Genomic DNA, 16,733 nt, shown 5'->3' on the forward strand with positions numbered 1-16,733 from the left:
CGGGGGCGAGAGGGCGCCGAATATCAGGGTCGGGCCAGGGTCGGCCCCGGTGCCGCTGGACGTCACGGGCGGTCACCATGGACGCATGACGAGTTCGATGCCTTCGCAGCACGAGGCCCCGCCGCCGGCGGAGGCCGTTCCCGCCCCGTCCCTGCAGCGCTCACGCGGCAGCAAGGTCGTGGGCGGAGTCTGCGGCGGCCTGGGCCGGTACTTCGACCTCGACCCGGTGGTCTTCCGGGTGGCGGTCGGCGTGCTGGCGGTGCCCGGCGGCATCGGACTGATCTTCTACGGCTTCGCCTGGCTGCTGCTCCCGCTCGCGGGCGAGGACGAGAACGAGGGGCGCAGGCTGCTGACCGGCCGCGTCTCCGGCGCTTCGCTGGCCGCCGTCCTGATGGCACTGGTGGGCTGCGGGATCTTCCTGTCGATGCTGCACAGCGGGAGCATGCTGGGTTCCGCCCTGCTGGTGGGGTTCGTGGTGAGCGCGGCCGCCGTCTGGTCGCGGCGCCGGCAGACGGGGGTCATGGAGCCCGAGAGCCGGCTGGAGTCGGCGGCCGCCGCCCTGGTGGCCTCGGAGGCCCCGCCCGAGACCAAGGCCCCGCCGATGGTCGAGTTCCCCTCCTGGTGGAAGGACCCGATAGTGAAGGACGGCTCCACGGGCAGGGTGGCCCTGGGATACCTGTGGGGCCCGCACGGTGTCCTCGACGAGGACGGCCGGGTGGGCGGCGAGGTGCCGAAGCCCGGCAGCCAGTGGGGTCCCCCTCGGCCCGCCCCGGGACGTCCGCAGCCGTCGATCCGGCGCAGCCCGCGGTCCATCGCCGGCCTCGTGTACCTGCTCGCCATGGTCGCTGCCGTCGTCGGGACCGCGCTGACCTGGGACACCCAGCCCCTGGGCACGAGTCTGCAGACCGGCCTGGTCGCCGCGCTCGCGGTGTTCGGCCTCGGCCTCGTCGTCAGCAGCTTCCTCGGCCGGACCGGGTTCGGCACGGTCTTCCACACGGTGATCGCGGCGGGCCTGCTCGCCCTGGCCACGGCGCTGCCCCACGAGATCTCGACGGACTGGATGCGCGAGACGTGGAAGCCGGCGTCCGCCACGGCCGTACAGCCCCGCTACGAGGTGGGCACCGGTGTCGGCACCCTCGACCTGTCGGGGCTCCCGCTCCCGGCCGGCTCGACCGTCTCGACGTCGGCCGAGGTGGGCGCGGGGCAGCTCAAGGTGATCGTCCCGAAGGACGCGGTCGTGAAGGTGCGCGCCCAGGTGGGCCTCGGTGACCTGCGGCTGCCCGGCGAGCCCGCGAACGACATCGACATCTCCCCGGACCGCGACGTCACGCGCACGATCGACCCGCCGGCCGGGACCGCCCCGGCGGGCACAGTGGACCTCTCGCTCGAGGTCGGCATCGGACAGGTGGAGGTCACCCGTGCTGCTTCATGAGTTCCGTCCCGGCCGGCTGCTCGCCGGTCTCACCGCCCTCGCGCTGGCCGCGCTGTACGCGGGAGACGCCGCCGGCACCTGGACGACGCCGTGGTACGCGGTGATCCCCGTCCTCTGCGGCGGCCTGGGCCTGGCCGGCCTCGCGGCCTGGGTCACCTATCGAATACGGCGCCGCTCGGCGAGGAAGCGGTCCACCGACAGCACCGAGGCCCCGGCCAACACCAGCGGGAGCCAGGACATCAGATAGGCGAGGTCGTTGCCGAGGTAGTACGGGTTCACCTGCCAGCTCACGGTCAGCCAGAGGCTCAGCGAGATCAGCGCGCCGCCGAGCGCCGCCAGGCGGGCGTAGAGGCCGATCAGGGTCCCGATCCCGACGGCGATCTCGCCGAAGGCGATCGCGTAGCCGAAGCCGGTGGGGTTCTTGAGCGCGAGGTCGACGAGGGCGGGGATCGCGGACGAGTCGCGGACCCCGCGCATCGTCTCGCCGATGGAGCCGCTGCCGGTGTCGGCGAAGAAGGCGGGGTCGGTGAGCTTGTCGAGCCCCGCGTAGACGAACGTGACGCCGAGGAAGATCCGCAACGGAAGGAGGGCGTAGCGGGCGGCGACCGCCTTCCGCTCGTCGAAGGCGGCCTTCCAGCGGGCGAAGCGCCCGGCGCCCGCTCCCGTGGAGTCCGTACGGCCCGTACCGCCCGTGTCGTCCGTCCGGTCCGCTTGTCCCGTCATCGTCGGTCACCTCTCCACGCCCGTACGACTGTTCGCGGATCGATTCTCCTCGCTGAAGGCTCCGAGGACGCGGGAAGGGGGCCGGACGGTCAGTCCGCCACGTCGATCGTGACCCGGTTGGTCTCCACGCCCGCCGCCGTCACGACCGACACCTCCACCCGGCCCGGCTCCACGTCGGCCGGGAGGGGGACGGTCAGGGCCGTGTCGGTGGGGTTGGCGAAGCCGCCGGGGACGGGCACCAGCGGCACGTGGGTGTGGACGGGGCCGATGCGCACGACCAGACGGGTCAGCGGGTCGGGGGCGCCGGCGCCGGGCGGGACGAAGCCGCAGCCGCGGATCTCGATGTCGTCGCCCGTGCGGATCGGGGCGTCGAGGTCGCCGGCCTCCCGGGACCGGACCACGGAGTGGATCGTGGGGCGGACGCCCTCGGTGCACTTCGCGGCGAGGTGCCAGGCCGCGGAGACGCCGAGGAGCAGGACGAGGGACCAGGGGACCTCGGGCAGCCGGGCGGGGTCGCGGGCGAGGCCGACGGCGGCGAGGGCCAGGACGGCGGCGGAGACGAGGAGGTACTGGACGTCGGCGAGGCTGGCGCGGCCGCTGTCGTCGCAGACCAGGTCGGCGGCGCGCGGGCGGTCGGCGCGCACCTTCTGGAGGCGGCGGGAGGCGATGCCCGTGGCGACGACGAGACGGGCGGTGACGGTGACGGCCGACACCAGCGCGAGGACGGTGAGCAGGCCCGCGCCGCGGGCCAGACCGAAGGCGGTCGCGTCCGACGACCGGAAGGCCAGGAAGAGGAGGGTGAAGCCGAGGAGCAGGAGCCAGGCGGCGGCGACGGCGCGGGTGGTGGAGAGCCGGTTGTCCTCGCCGATCAGCGGGGCGAGGAGACCGCCGCGCGCCCGGTGGACGTGGGCGGCGGCGCTGAGCAGGGCGGCGAGGACCAGCGCGGTGCAGAGGCCGGCCGTGCGGGCGCCGGTCCAGCCGTTCCCGATCGCGGTGAGGGCCTGGCCGAGGAGGAGGGCGAGGACGGCTCCCCAGACCGCGGCGAGACCGCCGCGCCGCACCCGGTCGAGCCAGGCGAGGCCGGCCTCGCGGCCGCGGACGGCGACCGCGCGGGCGGACTGGGCGAGCTCGTCGGAGACCCACTGGCGGGCGGCGACCGGCGAGTGGGCGACGGCGGCGGGGACACCGTGTCCGGCGGCGAGTTCGTCGCGCCGGGCGAGGAACGCGGCGACCGCGCGCCGGTGGCCGGTCTGTCCGCAGGGGGCGCAGCCGGCGCAGGCCGTCGCGTGCTCGCCGTACTGTCTCGCCTCTTGAACCGCCACGGTGCTCACTTCCCGAGCTCACTTCACGGCACGTACCGGTGCGTCCCGGAGGGCCAACCGACCGTTGATTCCACGGAATTGTGCCCCACCGACGGCTCTCGCGCCTGCCGCGTGCGCCCCGCCGGAGAGTGATTGCCACGCCGTCCCATTGACGTACAGAAGGGTGAAGCGATGGTGTTACGACAGGAGTTCGGGCTCCGCTCGGCTGATCCTGCGCCAGAGGGGCTGGTAGTTGATCCAGGCGACGAGGTCGCTGCCGAGCTGTTCGCGGGTGGTGACCGCCTCGCGGTGGTCGATGAGGACCGGCTTGCCGGCCGCCCGTGCGGCGAGCTGGATCCGGGCGCAGCGTTCCAGGGCGATGAACCACCAGGCCGCCGCGTCGACGGAGCCGCCGACGGTGAGCACGCCGTGGTTGCGGAGCACGATGGCCTTGAACGAGCCGAGGGCGACGGCGATCCGGCGGCCCTCCTCGGCGTCGACGGTGACGCCCGTGTAGGCGTCGTAGAGGGCGTGGTCCTGGTAGAAGGCGCAGGCCTCCTGGGTGATCGGGTCGAGGAGTTCGCCGAGCGCGGCGAGCGTCCGTCCGTGGACGGAGTGGGTGTGGGCGACGGCGACGGCGTCGGGCCGGGCCCGGTGGACCTCGGCGTGGACGGTGAACGCGGCCTGGTTGACGTGCTGGCCGCCGCGGAGGACCTGCCCGTCGCCGTTGACCAGGATCAGGTCGCTCGCCGTGATTTCCTCGAACGGCGCCCCGAACGGGTTCGCCCAGTAGCAGTCGGGGTATTCGGGGTCGCGGGCGGTGATGTGGCCCGAGACGCCCTCCTCGTACCCGAGCCGTCCGAAGAGCCGGAGCGCGCCCGCGAGCCGCTGCCTGCGGTGGGTGCGTTCCTCCTCGGCCGTCGCGTGGACGGGCGGCATCGCGAAGTGGAGCCGTTCGACGGGTACGGGGTCCGGTATCACGCTCATGCGCCGGAAGGTAACGCCCGGCCGGGCAAGTCACCAGAGTCCGGACGCGAACACGACGAAGCCGCCGCCCCGGCGGACCGGGACGGCGGCTTCAGAGGCCCGCGGGAGCGACTACTCCCACTCGGCCCGCGGGAGCGACTACTCCCACTCGATGGTGCCCGGGGGCTTGCTCGTGACGTCGAGGACGACGCGGTTCACGTCGGCGACCTCGTTGGTGATGCGGGTCGAGATCTTCGCCAGCACGTCGTACGGCAGGCGCGACCAGTCGGCCGTCATGGCGTCCTCGGAGGAGACGGGGCGCAGCACGATCGGGTGACCGTAGGTGCGGCCGTCGCCCTGGACGCCCACGGAGCGGACGTCGGCGAGGAGGACCACCGGGCACTGCCAGATCTCGCGGTCGAGACCGGCCGCGGTGAGCTCCTCGCGGGCGATGGCGTCGGCCTCGCGCAGCAGGTCCAGGCGCTCCTTGGTGACCTCGCCGACGATGCGGATGCCGAGGCCGGGGCCGGGGAACGGCTGGCGCTGGACGATCTCCTCGGGCAGGCCGAGCTCCTGGCCGACCATGCGGACCTCGTCCTTGAACAGCTGGCGCAGCGGCTCGACGAGCTCGAACTCGATGTCCTCGGGGAGGCCGCCCACGTTGTGGTGGGACTTGATGTTCGCGGTGCCGGTGCCGCCGCCGGACTCGACGATGTCCGGGTAGAGCGTGCCCTGGACGAGGAAGGCGACCTCGGGGCCCTCCTCCTGGAGGATCTCCAGCTGGGCCTGCTCGAAGACGCGGATGAACTCGCGGCCGATGATCTTCCGCTTGGTCTCCGGGTCGGAGACGCCGGCGAGCGCGTTCAGGAAGCGCTCCTGCGCGTCGACGACCACCAGGTTGGCGCCGGTGGCGGCGACGAAGTCCTTCTCGACCTGCTCGGTCTCGCCCTTGCGCATCAGGCCGTGGTCGACGTAGACGCAGGTGAGCTGCGAGCCGATGGCCTTCTGCACGAGCGCGGCGGCCACGGCGGAGTCGACGCCGCCGGAGAGGCCGCAGATGGCGCGCTTGTCGCCGACCTGGGCGCGGATGGCCGCGACCTGCTCCTCGATCACGTTGCCCGTGGTCCAGCTGGGCTCGATGCCGGCGCCGCGGTAGAGGAAGTGCTCCAGGATCTGCTGGCCGTGCGTGGAGTGCAGGACCTCGGGGTGGTACTGGACGCCGTACAGCTTCTTGGCGTCGTTCTCGAAGGCGGCGACCGGCACGACGTCCGTGGAGGCGGTGACGGTGAAGCCCTCGGGGGCGGCGGAGCAGGCGTCGCCGTGCGACATCCACACGGACTGCTCGGCCGGGGTGCCCTCGAAGAGGGTGGAGCCGGTCCGGGAGACGTGCAGCGGGGTGCGGCCGTACTCGCGGGCGCCGGTGTTGTCGACGGTGCCGCCGAGGGTCGTCGCCATCAGCTGGAAGCCGTAGCACATGCCGAAGACGGGGACGCCCGCCTCGAAGATCGCGCGGTCGAGGCGGGGTGCGCCCTCCGCGTACACGGAGGACGGGCCGCCGGAGAGGATGATCGCCTTCGGGTTCTTGGCCAGCATCTCGGCCACCGGCATGGTGGACGGGACGATCTCGCTGTAGACCCGGGCCTCACGGACGCGGCGGGCGATGAGCTGGGCGTACTGGGCGCCGAAGTCGACAACGAGGACTACGTCCGGGTTGGAGACGTCGGGCGCGGCAGCGGGGGTCGCTGATGACACTACGGCGGCCTTCCGGCGGTAGGAGGGGGTCCCCCGAAGGGGGGTGCTATTTGTCGATTCTACCGGCGCGCCGGTCGCACTTTTCGTCTCACCATCCGAACCCGGGTTGGCCGGGGCCCGTCGGAGGGGTCCATACTGTCGCCATGCGCAAGCTCACGACCTTCGTCTTTACCTATGGCAACCGGCCCACCGGCTGCCATGGTCGTGCTGCTTGAGCAACTGACAAGCGACTTCCCAGGCGCCCCGGGCCGACAAGGCCCGGGGCGTTCTGCTTGTCTCCGGGCCGTATCGCCCCGGGGCATCCGACACCACGAGGAGCCCCGACATGACCGCCATGACCCGGACCGAGAAGACCGGCGCCCGCACCGACGAGGCGGCGACGCTGATCGGTGACGCCCGCGAGCGCATCGACGCACTCGACGACCGGATCATCGGACTCATCCAGGAGCGGATGGCCGTCTCCGCCGTCATCCAGGAGGCCCGGATCTCCTCCGGCGGCCGCCGGGTGAACCTCGCCCGCGAGATGGAGGTCCTCGCCCACTACAGGGACGCGCTCGGCAAGCCCGGCACGACGCTGGCGATGACGATGCTGGAGCTCTGCCGCGGCCGCGTCTGAGGCCACCGAGCCGGAGACGGAACCGCGCCGTGCCTGAGACCACCGAGCCGGACGCGGAGCCGGGCCGTGCCTGAGGCCACCGAGCCGGACACGGAACCGCGCCGTGCCTGAGACCACCGAGCCGGACACGGAACCGCGCCGTGCCTGAGACCACCGAGCCGGACACGGAACCGCGCCGCGTCTGAGACCACCGGCCGGACGCGGAGCCGCGCCGCGTCCGAGGCCGCTGCCCTGATGTGGAGCGGGGCCGCGTCGGGGCCACCGCCCCGGACGCGGGGTCACCGCCCGCATCTGAGTTCGGGCCCGCTCTCACCCGTACGGCGCGTGACCGGCCTCGACCCGGCTTCGTTGGTCCGGGTGTCCGTGCCAGCCAGGGGCGGGCCCGAAAGAAACCACGCGTGGCTTCGCTGGGGCGTGTGGCGTACCTCAGGTACGCCGTGGGACCTCGCACCAGCGCCTGTGACCGGACAGCAGGGGACAGCAGCCCGGTCACCCAGAAAGGGCGGTCGGTCCCGGGGACGCCCGGGGCCGGCCGCATCCGGCCGATCTCCCGTTCCTCCCCGTCCCCCGATCCCCCATCCCTCCCCCTCCCCGCGGCGCGACCCCCGGCGCCGCCCCGCTCGGCACCGCAGCTGCCCTGACACCGGTGCCGACCCCAAGGGCCCCGTGCCGCGACCGGAATCGCGAGCGCGGGGCCCTTCCCCATGCCCCCATCTCCAGCGTGACGCGCGTCACACGGAGATCCTGTGCAACCGCTACAACCAATCCCACCGGTCGCGGGTCATCTATGCAGCACCACCAAGAACTGGAAGGGCGCTGCACTCGGAGGGGGGTGCAGCGCCCTCTCCTGTATCCGGGATCAGGTCCGGGACCGTGGTCGCGATGCGTCCGGGACCGCGACCAAGATCGCGGCCGGGTTCAGGCCTTCTTCGGCGGGACCGCCGGCATGCCGAGGAACGGCAGCCGCAGGGCGCCGAAGGCCTCGGCCGGGACCGCGGGGGACTTCGGCTCGACCGCCGAGAGCCGCGCGTACGCCTCGCCCTGCCGCGGGCGCGGGTCCTCCTCGCCCTTGTTCGGCCAGAAGGACATGGCCCGCTCGGCCTGGGCCGTGATGGTCAGGGACGGGTTGACGCCGAGGTTGGCGGAGACCGCCGCCCCGTCGACGACGGAGATCCCCGGGTGGCCGAAGAGCCGGTGGTACGGGTCGATGACGCCGGATTCGGCGTCGGCGCCGATCGGGCAGCCGCCGAGGAAGTGGGCGGTGAGCGGGGTGCCCATCAGTTCGCCGACGTTGGAGCCGGCGAAGCCGTTGATCTCCTCGGCGAGGAGGGTGGCGGCCCGGGTGGCCTCCGGGATCTGGACCGGGTTCGGCGCCCCGTGGCCCTGGCGGGCGGTGAGCAGGCCCTTTCCGATGCCGCCGGGCTTGCGGTAGGTCGTCAGGGAGTTGTCGAGGGACTGCATGACGAGGCCGATGATGGTCCGCTCCGACCAGTGCCAGTTGGAGAGGGAACGGGCGGCGAGGGTGGGGTGCCTGAGCAGGTTGAGGAACCAGTTGCGCACCCGGTGGGCGCCGTAGGGCACCTGGAGGACGGTGAGGCCGCCCATGGAGTTGGAGCCCTTGCCGTACCGCACCGGCTCGATGTGGGTGTTCTCGTCGGGGTGGACCGAGGAGGTGATGGCGACGCCGCGCGTGAAGTCCGCCTTCTTCGCGCCGTGCCGCTTGCGGTAGCGGCGGTCGGTGGTCTGGGCGCCGACGAGGCCCTCGGAGTTGGTGCGGGTGAGCTCGCCGAGTCGGTTCGAGAGGCGGGGCAGCAGGCCGCTGTCCTTCATCCGGTGCAGCAGGGTCTGCGTGCCGTACGTGCCGGCCGCGATGACCACCCGGCGGGCGGTGAAGGTCCGGCCCTTGCCCTTCCTGCGCTGGTCGGTGGGCAGGGTCTTCACCGCGAAGCCGCCCCGCGAGTCCTCGGTGACGGTGACGACCGTGGTCATCGGGTGGACGGTCGCGCCGGCCTTCTCGGCGAGGTGGAGGTAGTTCTCGTTGAGGGTGTTCTTGGCGCCGTGCCGGCAGCCGGTCATGCACTCGCCGCACTCGGTGCAGGCGCGCCGGGCCGGGCCCGCGCCGCCGAAGTACGGGTCGGCGACCTCGCCGCCGGGCTTCGCCTTCGCGGTCCCGTCGGCGTCGTCCCCGTCACCGAAGAAGACCCCGACGGGCGCCATGTGGAAGGTGTCGCCGATGCCCATCGCCTGCGCGGCCGACTTGAGGTGCACGTCGGAGGGGGTCATCGTCGGGTTGAGGCGGACGCCGAGCATGCGCTGGGCCTGGTCGTAGTACGGCCGCAGCTCGTCCTGCCAGTCCGTGATGTCCTTCCACTGCGGGTCGTCGAAGAACGGCTTGGGCGGTACGTAGAGGGTGTTGGCGTAGTTGAGGGAGCCGCCGCCGACGCCGGCGCCCGCGAGCACCATGACGTTGCCGAGCAGGTGGATGCGCTGGATGCCGTAGAGGCCGAGGGCGGGCGCCCACAGGAAGTTCTTCAGGTCCCAGGAGTTCTTGGGCAGGGTCGCGCGGGTGAAGCGGCGCCCGGCCTCCAGGACGCCGACCCGGTAGCCCTTCTCGGTGAGGCGGAGGGCCGTGACCGAACCGCCGAAGCCCGATCCGACGACGAGGACGTCGTAGTCGTACGCGGCGTCGTCCGCCTGCTCCTGGTTTTGGGTAGGGGGTACCGCGGTCATGGCTCTCCTCGTGCGGAAAGGGGCGGAAACGGGCAGGCGGGCCGGACGGCGGCGCGGGCGCGGGCCTGCGCCGCCTCCGGGCGCGGCGGGCACGAGACCTGCACCGCCTTCGGGTTCGGCGCGGGCGCGGGGCCTGCGCCGCCTTCGGGCTCAGCGCAGGCGCAGGGCCTTCATCGCCTTCAGGGACACGCTCATGAAGGCCGCGTACTTCTCGTCGTCCATCCCGAAGGAGGGCGCGAGGGGCATCAGCCGCTGCTGGGCGACGGTCTGGGCCTCGGTGTACTTGAGGATGCCCTCGGAGCCGTGGCGGCGGCCGAGGCCGGAGTCCTTCATGCCGCCCATCGGGGACTGCACGCTGCCGTAGGCCGGCGCGTACCCCTCGTTGATGTTGACGGTGCCGGTGCGCAGCCGGGCCGCGACGGCGTGGCCGCGGCGCGAGTCCTTCGTCCAGACGGAGGAGTTCAGGCCGTACGGCGTGCCGTTGGCGAGGTCGACGACCTCGTCCTCGTCCCGGAAGCGGTAGACGGAGACGACCGGGCCGAAGGTCTCCTCGGCGCAGACGGCCATCGGGGCCTCGACGCCGTCGAGGATGGTCGGCTCGTAGAAGAGGGGGCCGATGTCGGGGCGGGCGACACCGCCGGCGACGAGCTTGGCGCCCTTGGCGACGGCCTCCTCGACGTGGCGGCTGACGGTCTCCAGCTGCCGGTCGCCGACGAGGGAGCCCATGTCGGCCCCGTACGCGAGGGAGCTGCCGAGCCGCATGGCCTTGGTACGGGCGGCGAAGCGCTCCAGGAAGGCGTCGGCGACGGACTCGTGCACGTACAGCCGCTCGATGGAGATGCAGAGCTGGCCGGCGGAGGAGAAACAGGCGCGGACGGCGCCGGCGGCGGCCTTCTCGATGTCGGCGTCCTGGAGGACGAGCATCGCGTTCTTGCCGCCGAGTTCGAGGGAGACGCCGACGAGGCGGGCCGCGGCGCCCTGGGCGACCTCGCGGCCGGTGCGGGTGGAGCCGGTGAAGGAGACGTAGTCGGCGTGCTTGACGACCTCGGGGCCGACGACGGGGCCCTCGCCGATGACGACCTGGAAGACCTCGGCGGGCAGTCCGGCCTCGATGAGCAGATCGCGGGCCCAGAGCGCGGTGAGCGCGGTCTCCGTGTCGGGCTTCATGACGACGGCGTTGCCGGAGACGAAGGCGGGCAGGGCGTCGCCGACGGACAGTTCGAGCGGGTAGTTCCAGGGCGCGATCTGGCCGACGACCCCGCGCGGCTGGCGCAGTTCGGTGACCTTGGTGAGGGTCGGCACGACGCCGGTGTGGCGCTTGGCGCGCAGGTACGAGGCGGCCCTGCGGCCGTAGTGGCGGGCGCAGACGGCGACCGCCTGGACCTCCTCGTGGGCGTGCAGACGTGCCTTGCCGGTCTCCAGCTGGATGAGGTCGAGGACCTCGGACTGGCGCTGGAGGACGAGGTCGTGGAAGCGGAGGAGGACGGCGGCGCGGGCCTTGACGGGGGTGGCGGCCCAGGCGGTCTGGGCGGCGCGCGCGCGGGCGAAGGCCTCGGCGACGTCCTCGGGGGTGGACTCGGGCAGGTCCGCCAGCTTCTCCCCGGTGAACGGGGTGTGGTTGGCCGTACGGCCGGAGCCGGCGACGCCGCGGGTGAGGCGGGCGACCACCTCGGGCGTCACGACGTCGGCGGCGGTGCGCGCGCCGGCGGGCGCGGGCGCGACGGGGTTGGTCGCGCCGGCGGGCGCGAGCGCCCTGCCCTGCGCGGCGGGGGCGTCGAGAACCGGAGGGGCGGCGGGGGCCTGCGAGTCCGTCATGAGGGCGAGCGTAGGCCGCGTCCAGCCCTTTGGGTACCCGTCGGTAATACGTTTTCACCGGGTACGCACATTGCGCCAGCGATCACTGGCACATAAGCCCTGATCAGCGGCTTACGAATGCCGGGGGCCGGGCGCGGAGAAAATCTCCGGCCCGGCCCCGGTGCGTGCGCGGTGCGCGGGGAGCCCGGTCACCGGGCGGTCGCCACGCGCGTGTGTGACGCTCGCTCAGTCGCCCGGCGCCCGCCAGTACCGGACGACGACGTCGAACTGCTGCCGGGTGGTCTCCCAACTCGACTCCGGCGAGGACATGTAGATGGCGTACTCCGTGCCGTCGTCCTCGTAGTACATCTGGTCGATCGCGTGCCGGGGCCCGGGGAAGTCCTTCCGCTCGGTCCAGCTGAACTCCCACAGACAGGAACGGACCTGGTCACGGTAGGTGTTCTGGTTGAGCTTGACCCGCTTGTAGTTCATCCGCTTCTGCAGCACGCGCTCCAGGTCGAGGGCGTGCATGTACGGGTTCTCGAAGTCGGGGCTGCGGTCGATGCTGATCCGGATGCGGTGGCGGCCGTTGTCCGGGGTGTAGTCGATCTGGTCGCCCTCCGTCTGCCGCTTCCAGCCGTCCGGCACGACGAGGCTGAAACCCTCCGGGTCCACGACCCGGTGCCAGCCGACCGGGACGCCGTCCGCGGTGCCCTTGGTCGGCGGGGCGGAGGTGGGTGCCTTGGTCTGCCTGCCGTCGTCGCCCCGGTCTCCACCCGCGTAGTTCATGACGGCGAAGACCGCACCGCCCGCGACGACCCCGGCGAGCAGCGCCGCGAGGACGGCGCTGCGCCACCGGCCGCGGCCGGGCCGCGAGGACGCGTCCGGGACCAGGGTGGGAGGCGACTGCGACAGCGAGGACCCGTGGGAAGGCTGCGAACCATGGGGATGCTGAGAACCGTGGGGCGGGTGGGGCCACTGGGCGGTGACCTTCCGCAAAGCGCCCGCCGCACCGTCCGCCGCCGAGCCGCCGGCGCCGGTGCCTGCGCCGGTGCCGTCCGCGCCCGAGCCGTCCGTGGTACGCGCTCCGCCGGCCGGCGCGCCGATCCCGTCCGCCGCCGGATCCAGGTCCTCCCTGGCGACGCGCTGGGTCGGCACGTACGCCTGCGCCGCCTCCGGCCTGCGCCCCTCCATCGCGTCGAGCAGCATCCGCTCGGCCTCGTCCGCGCGCGGACGCCGGTCCGGGTCCTTGCTCAACAGGGCCACGATGACGGGCGCCAGCGGCCCCGCCTTGTCCGGGTGCGGCGGCTCCTCGGTCACCACGGCCTGCATGGTGCTGATCGGGGAGGTGCGGCGGAACGGCGAGGTGCCCTCGACCGCCGCGTACAGCGTCGCACCGAGGGACCACAGGTCGGAGGCCGGGCCCGGATCCCCGCCGCGCACCCGCTCGGGCGCCAGGTAGTCGATGGATCCGACGATCTCGCCGGTCCGCGTGATCGTCGAGTCCCCCTCGATCGCCGCGATCCCGAAGTCGGTGATCAGGACGCGCCCGTCGCGCGCGAGCAGCACGTTCCCCGGCTTGACGTCGCGGTGCAGCACCCCGGCCGCGTGCGCGGCCCGCAGCGCGCCGACGACGTGCAGCCCGATCCTGGCCGCCTCGCGCGGCTCGATCGTGCCGGCCTCCTTGGCCGCGTCGGCGAGCGACGGCCCGTCGACGTACTGCATGACGATCCACGGCCGGTTGTCGTGCTCCAGGACGTCGTGGACGGTCACCACACCGGGGTGCGTGATCCGGGCGGCTGCCCGCGCCTCCTTCTGCGTCCGGGCGTGCAGCACGAGGCGGTCGGCCTCGGCCACGAAGCGACCGGCCGTCAACTCCTTCACCGCCACCACGCGGTGCAGTACCTCGTCGTGCGCGCGCCAGACCTTGCCCATGCCGCCGCGCCCGATGGACTCGCCCAGCCGGTACCGCCCGGCGAGCAGCAGCCCCTCACCTGTGCTCTGAGAATGTTCCACTTGCCCCCGCATTCCTTCGGAGAACAGGTTACGGAGGGGGGCACGGGCGGCGGAACCTCGGGGCCGTCATAGGAACAGCACTGTGACCAGGGGCCGGTAGGAGTCGTTCCGCTTCAGCGCCCGGGCCGGAACCCCTTCGTCGCCTCGTCGTGGATCTCGCCGACCTTGTCGCGCTCGGCGTACGGGCCGATGACCTGGACGACGTGGTACCTGCCGCCGTCGATCAGGGCCAGGTTGCGGACGAAGACCTCGCGGCCCGTGCCGTCCAGCCACCAGTAACTTCCCGTGGCCGTCGCCGTCCTGCCGACGTCGACCCGGCGCGTGCGCTCCGCCCCCGACCAGCTGGACGCCCGCCACGGCTCCAGCTCGCGCTCCCGGCTGTTCTGGTACTCCAGCGGGTCGCCGCCGTTGTCCCGGACGCTGTCCCGGCCCGGTACGACGATCAGCGTGAAGTCGCCGTTCGTGTAGCGGACTTGTCCGGCGTCGTTGATCGGGCTGCGCCGCCATCCGTTCGGCACCCCGATCCGGAAGCCCTCCGGGTCCTGCCGCAGGGTGTACCCGGCCGCGAGGGCGGGCGCCGACGGGTCCCCGGCGGGCGGAGCGGTGGTCGCCCCGGCGGGCGGAGCGGTGGTCGCCCCGCCGGTCGGTCCGCCCGACGGCTCGGCGGACGGCCGCGCCGTCGACGGCGGCGCGCCGGTCGTGGGCGTGGTCCGCGCGTCGGGGGTCTCCGCGTCACCGGGCATGAAGAGGACCGCGTACGCCACGGCCCCGCCGAGCAGGAGGAAGACCAGGACCAGCAGCGTACGGCCGAGGGACCGCGGGGAGTCCGGGCCCCTGGAGGACGAGGCGCGCGGTGCGCGGGGCGCGCGCGGAGCCCGCTGCGGGATCTCCTCCTGGTACGCCTCCCGGTACTCCTCCCGGAAGTCGCCCGAGAGGTCCGACGGTACGTCGTGGGGCGCACGCTCGTACGCCCGGTCGCGCTCGTACGTGTGACCGCGCTCGTACGCGCGCTCGTACGCGGAGTCGTGCTCGTGGACGTCCTCGCGGCGGTCCGCGGGACGCGGGTCCTTGCCGCGCTTGTGGCGGTGCCGGCCCGCCCCCGCTCCCCCGCGCCGACGGCGCACCAGCTCGCCGCGCCGGCGCACGATCGGCAGCCGCTTCTCGTCGAAGGAGGGCAGCGGCACGACGCCCACCCCGGCCTCCGGCTCGGGCGCCGACCTGACCAGGGAGCGCAGCCAGCCGCGCAGCTCCTCGAAGTCCGGCCGCTCGGTGGGGTCCTGGCGCAGCAGGGACTCCACGACCGGGCGCAGCGGCCCGCACTCCTCCGCGAAGGCCGGCGGCTCGGCGCAGACCAGCTGGACCAGCTCGGCCGCGCTGTCCTCCGGGTAGGGGGCGTGCCCCTGGACGGCCCGGTAGAGCAGCGCGCCCAGCGCCCAGAGATCGGTGGCGGGGCCGATGGGCGGCGCGAGGCGCCAGTTCTCGTGGACGGGCCCCGCCTGCTCCGGCGCCCAGCGCTCGGTCACGGCGCCGACGACCGCGATCCGGGTCTGCCGGGCCCGCTCGGCGTCGAGCCGCGTGGCCGGGCCGCGATACTCCCCGGCCGTCACCGCGACCGGCTCCCGGTGGGCGTCCCGGTCGCCGTCACGGGCACCCGCGGGCCTCGGGATGCGCGCCGGCTGCGGGGTCGCGGCCGTGTACCCGGCGGGCAGGGCCGGCCGCCCCGAACCGGGCAGCACCGAACCGCCCCCGGCCGGGATGGGCCCGGAGGCGTCCCGCGAGGCGTGCGGGCCGTCGCTCCAGCTGCCGGCCAGCATCATCCGCGGCGGTCCCGGCTGCGGCCCCTGGCCGCCGTACGTCTCGTCGTCGTCCTCGTCGTCCTCGTCGTCGTCCGCCACCCGCGCCCACCACTGCGGCTCGGGCGCGGCGGGCGGCGGCGGCAGCTCCGGCGGCGCGGGACGCTGGACCGGCAGCGCCCCGCTCTCGCCGAGCCGCGCCGCGGCGCGCGCCCCCGCCCGGTACGCGGCGATGGCCCCGGCCCGCGCGGCCCGCACGTCGGCGGTCGGCGGCGTCGGCGACACCGGTGCGGGCCCGGGCTGCGTCGTGACGGCGGACTCGGAGGACGCACGGCCGTAGGGATCGGCGCCGTAGGGGGTGGCGGGGTCTGCATCGGCGGGGTCGTCACCGTGGGCATCGCCGTCGCCGCGCGGCCCGGAGCCGGTGTCGCCGTCCTCGTCCGGGTCCCCGTCATAGGTGTCGGTGATGTCCGGATCGATGCCGTACCGGTCGGTGTCGTACCGGTCGGTGTCGTCCGGGTCGGTGTCGTACGGGTCGGTGTCGTACGGACCGGCGGCATAGGTGTCAGCGGCATGGGGACCGGCGCCGTACAGGTCGGTGCCGGCGTCGTCGCCCGCGAGGAGCCGCTCGCCCGTCAGGCCGTCCGGGCCGGGCTCGTCGTACAGCTCCGCCTCGTAGACCTCGGCCTCGTACACCTCGCGTACGAACTGCTGGGAGCCGTAGCCCTCCTCGGGCTCGGGCCACTCGACGACGGACGGCTCGGCTTCGGACGGAGCGCCCTCGAACGGCTCGGAGCCGGGCGGAGCGCCCTCGAACGGCTCGGCTTCGAACGGCTCGGAGCCGGGCGGCGCGGGCTCGGTCGGGACGGGTGCGTAGCCGCAGAGGGCCTCTTCGGCGGCGCCGACCGCGAGGCCGGTGAGGACGACCCGGCCGTCGTCGCAGACGAGGACGGTGCGGGCGGTGATGTTCCGGTGGACCCAGCCGTGGGCGTGCAGCGCGCGCAGGGCGGTGAGGACGTCGGCACCGATCTCGGCCGCGCGGTACGGGGTGAGGGGGCGCTCGGCGAGGAGCGCGGCCAGGGGTCTGGCCGCCACGACCTCGCTCACCGTCCACAGTGAGCCGGCCTCGGCGAAGACGTCGAAGACCTGGTCGAGCAGGGGGTGGTCGGGGATCTGCGCGGCGGCCTGGGCGGCCTCGATCGCGCGGCGCACGACGGGTTCGGCGGGCCGGCGGGTCGCCCGTCCCGTGCCGCCGTAGGGGTCGGCGGGGCGGGCGTCGCCGTCGAGCACCTCGGCGTCGACGAACTCCGGCAGCGGCACCTGGCGGACCAGGACCTCCTGCCCGCTGTACGTGTCGAACGCGCGCGTCTCCACGAGCGCGTACGCGTCCTCGTACGGGTCCGCGTCCGCCGGCGGCAGCGGCAGGCGGTAGCGGTCCGCGAGCACCCTTCCCGCGTAGTCGTCCACGACGCCTCCCCACGCGCGCACTGTCCCCCGTGGACCCCTCGGGATCGGGAGGGATCACGCGAGTCCGTCAATTCCGGTCCGGCACCGTGCAGTTAACGACTCCGTTCGGCTGCGTACCGTCCGCGAACTCTCACGATACGTGG

Annotated in this window: 11 protein-coding genes; 3 read left to right on the plus strand and 8 right to left on the minus strand. The window is 73.6% G+C overall.

The features are described from left to right. Positions 1-85 precede the first annotated feature (85 nt). Positions 86-1,432: a PspC domain-containing protein gene (locus ACIQFX_RS05280; RefSeq protein ID WP_402459101.1), complete on the plus strand. Its 1,347-nt coding sequence runs from the start codon at positions 86-88 to the stop codon at positions 1,430-1,432. After that, entirely contained in the window at positions 1,419-1,679 is a 261-nt protein-coding gene (locus tag ACIQFX_RS05285) for a hypothetical protein (RefSeq protein WP_402459102.1), read from the plus strand. The genes ACIQFX_RS05280 and ACIQFX_RS05285 overlap by 14 nt, the downstream gene beginning before the upstream one ends. Here ACIQFX_RS05285 and ACIQFX_RS05290 read toward each other — a convergent pair. The 4 genes from ACIQFX_RS05290 to guaA form a co-directional block, all read right to left on the minus strand. Beyond that, positions 1,589-2,155, minus strand: coding sequence for a DoxX family protein (locus ACIQFX_RS05290; RefSeq protein ID WP_402459104.1), 567 nt, complete (start codon positions 2,153-2,155; stop codon positions 1,589-1,591). The genes ACIQFX_RS05285 and ACIQFX_RS05290 overlap by 91 nt on opposite strands. Before the next feature lie 89 nt (positions 2,156-2,244). Further along, positions 2,245-3,477: a hypothetical protein gene (locus tag ACIQFX_RS05295; protein WP_402459105.1), complete on the minus strand. Its 1,233-nt coding sequence runs from the start codon at positions 3,475-3,477 to the stop codon at positions 2,245-2,247. 177 nt (positions 3,478-3,654) lie between these two features. Next, on the minus strand, positions 3,655-4,443 hold the full coding sequence (locus ACIQFX_RS05300; protein WP_402459107.1) for a class II aldolase/adducin family protein: 789 nt from the start codon (positions 4,441-4,443) through the stop codon (positions 3,655-3,657). 138 nt (positions 4,444-4,581) lie between these two features. Then, complete coding sequence (gene guaA, locus ACIQFX_RS05305; RefSeq protein ID WP_402459108.1) at positions 4,582-6,174, minus strand: glutamine-hydrolyzing GMP synthase; 1,593 nt, start codon at positions 6,172-6,174, stop codon at positions 4,582-4,584. Positions 6,175-6,499: 325 nt separating this feature from the next. Here guaA and ACIQFX_RS05310 point away from each other — a divergent pair, with 325 nt between their 5' ends. Continuing rightward, on the plus strand, positions 6,500-6,790 hold the full coding sequence (locus tag ACIQFX_RS05310; protein ID WP_402459110.1) for a chorismate mutase: 291 nt from the start codon (positions 6,500-6,502) through the stop codon (positions 6,788-6,790). 918 nt (positions 6,791-7,708) lie between these two features. Here ACIQFX_RS05310 and ACIQFX_RS05315 read toward each other — a convergent pair. The 4 genes from ACIQFX_RS05315 to ACIQFX_RS05330 form a co-directional block, all read right to left on the minus strand. Next, entirely contained in the window at positions 7,709-9,520 is a 1,812-nt protein-coding gene (locus ACIQFX_RS05315; protein ID WP_402459112.1) for a GMC family oxidoreductase N-terminal domain-containing protein, read from the minus strand. A gap of 150 nt (positions 9,521-9,670) precedes the next feature. Beyond that, positions 9,671-11,335 carry a succinic semialdehyde dehydrogenase gene (locus ACIQFX_RS05320; RefSeq protein ID WP_402459114.1) on the minus strand — a complete coding sequence of 555 codons (1,665 nt, stop codon included), beginning with the start codon at positions 11,333-11,335 and terminating at the stop codon, positions 9,671-9,673. A 225-nt stretch (positions 11,336-11,560) separates the two neighbouring features. Next, positions 11,561-13,330: a serine/threonine-protein kinase gene (locus ACIQFX_RS05325; RefSeq protein WP_402459115.1), complete on the minus strand. Its 1,770-nt coding sequence runs from the start codon at positions 13,328-13,330 to the stop codon at positions 11,561-11,563. Between the two features lie 113 nt (positions 13,331-13,443). Then, positions 13,444-16,590, minus strand: coding sequence for a protein kinase (locus ACIQFX_RS05330; RefSeq protein WP_402459117.1), 3,147 nt, complete (start codon positions 16,588-16,590; stop codon positions 13,444-13,446). Between the last annotated feature and the right edge of the window lie 143 nt (positions 16,591-16,733).

The sequence above is a fragment of the Streptomyces sp. NPDC093089 genome (assembly GCF_044754405.1).
Classification (GTDB): domain Bacteria; phylum Actinomycetota; class Actinomycetes; order Streptomycetales; family Streptomycetaceae; genus Streptomyces.

What these genes read in the sequence shown, in the direction of transcription:
- ACIQFX_RS05280 (WP_402459101.1), top strand. Translation starts at nt 86, where the DNA reads ATGACGAGTTCGATGCCTTCGCAGCACGAGGCCCCGCCGCCGGCGGAG.
- ACIQFX_RS05290 (WP_402459104.1), bottom strand. Translation starts at nt 2,155, where the DNA reads ATGACGGGACAAGCGGACCGGACGGACGACACGGGCGGTACGGGCCGT.
- ACIQFX_RS05300 (WP_402459107.1), bottom strand. Translation starts at nt 4,443, where the DNA reads ATGAGCGTGATACCGGACCCCGTACCCGTCGAACGGCTCCACTTCGCG.
- ACIQFX_RS05310 (WP_402459110.1), top strand. Translation starts at nt 6,500, where the DNA reads ATGACCGCCATGACCCGGACCGAGAAGACCGGCGCCCGCACCGACGAG.
- ACIQFX_RS05315 (WP_402459112.1), bottom strand. Translation starts at nt 9,520, where the DNA reads ATGACCGCGGTACCCCCTACCCAAAACCAGGAGCAGGCGGACGACGCC.
- ACIQFX_RS05320 (WP_402459114.1), bottom strand. Translation starts at nt 11,335, where the DNA reads ATGACGGACTCGCAGGCCCCCGCCGCCCCTCCGGTTCTCGACGCCCCC.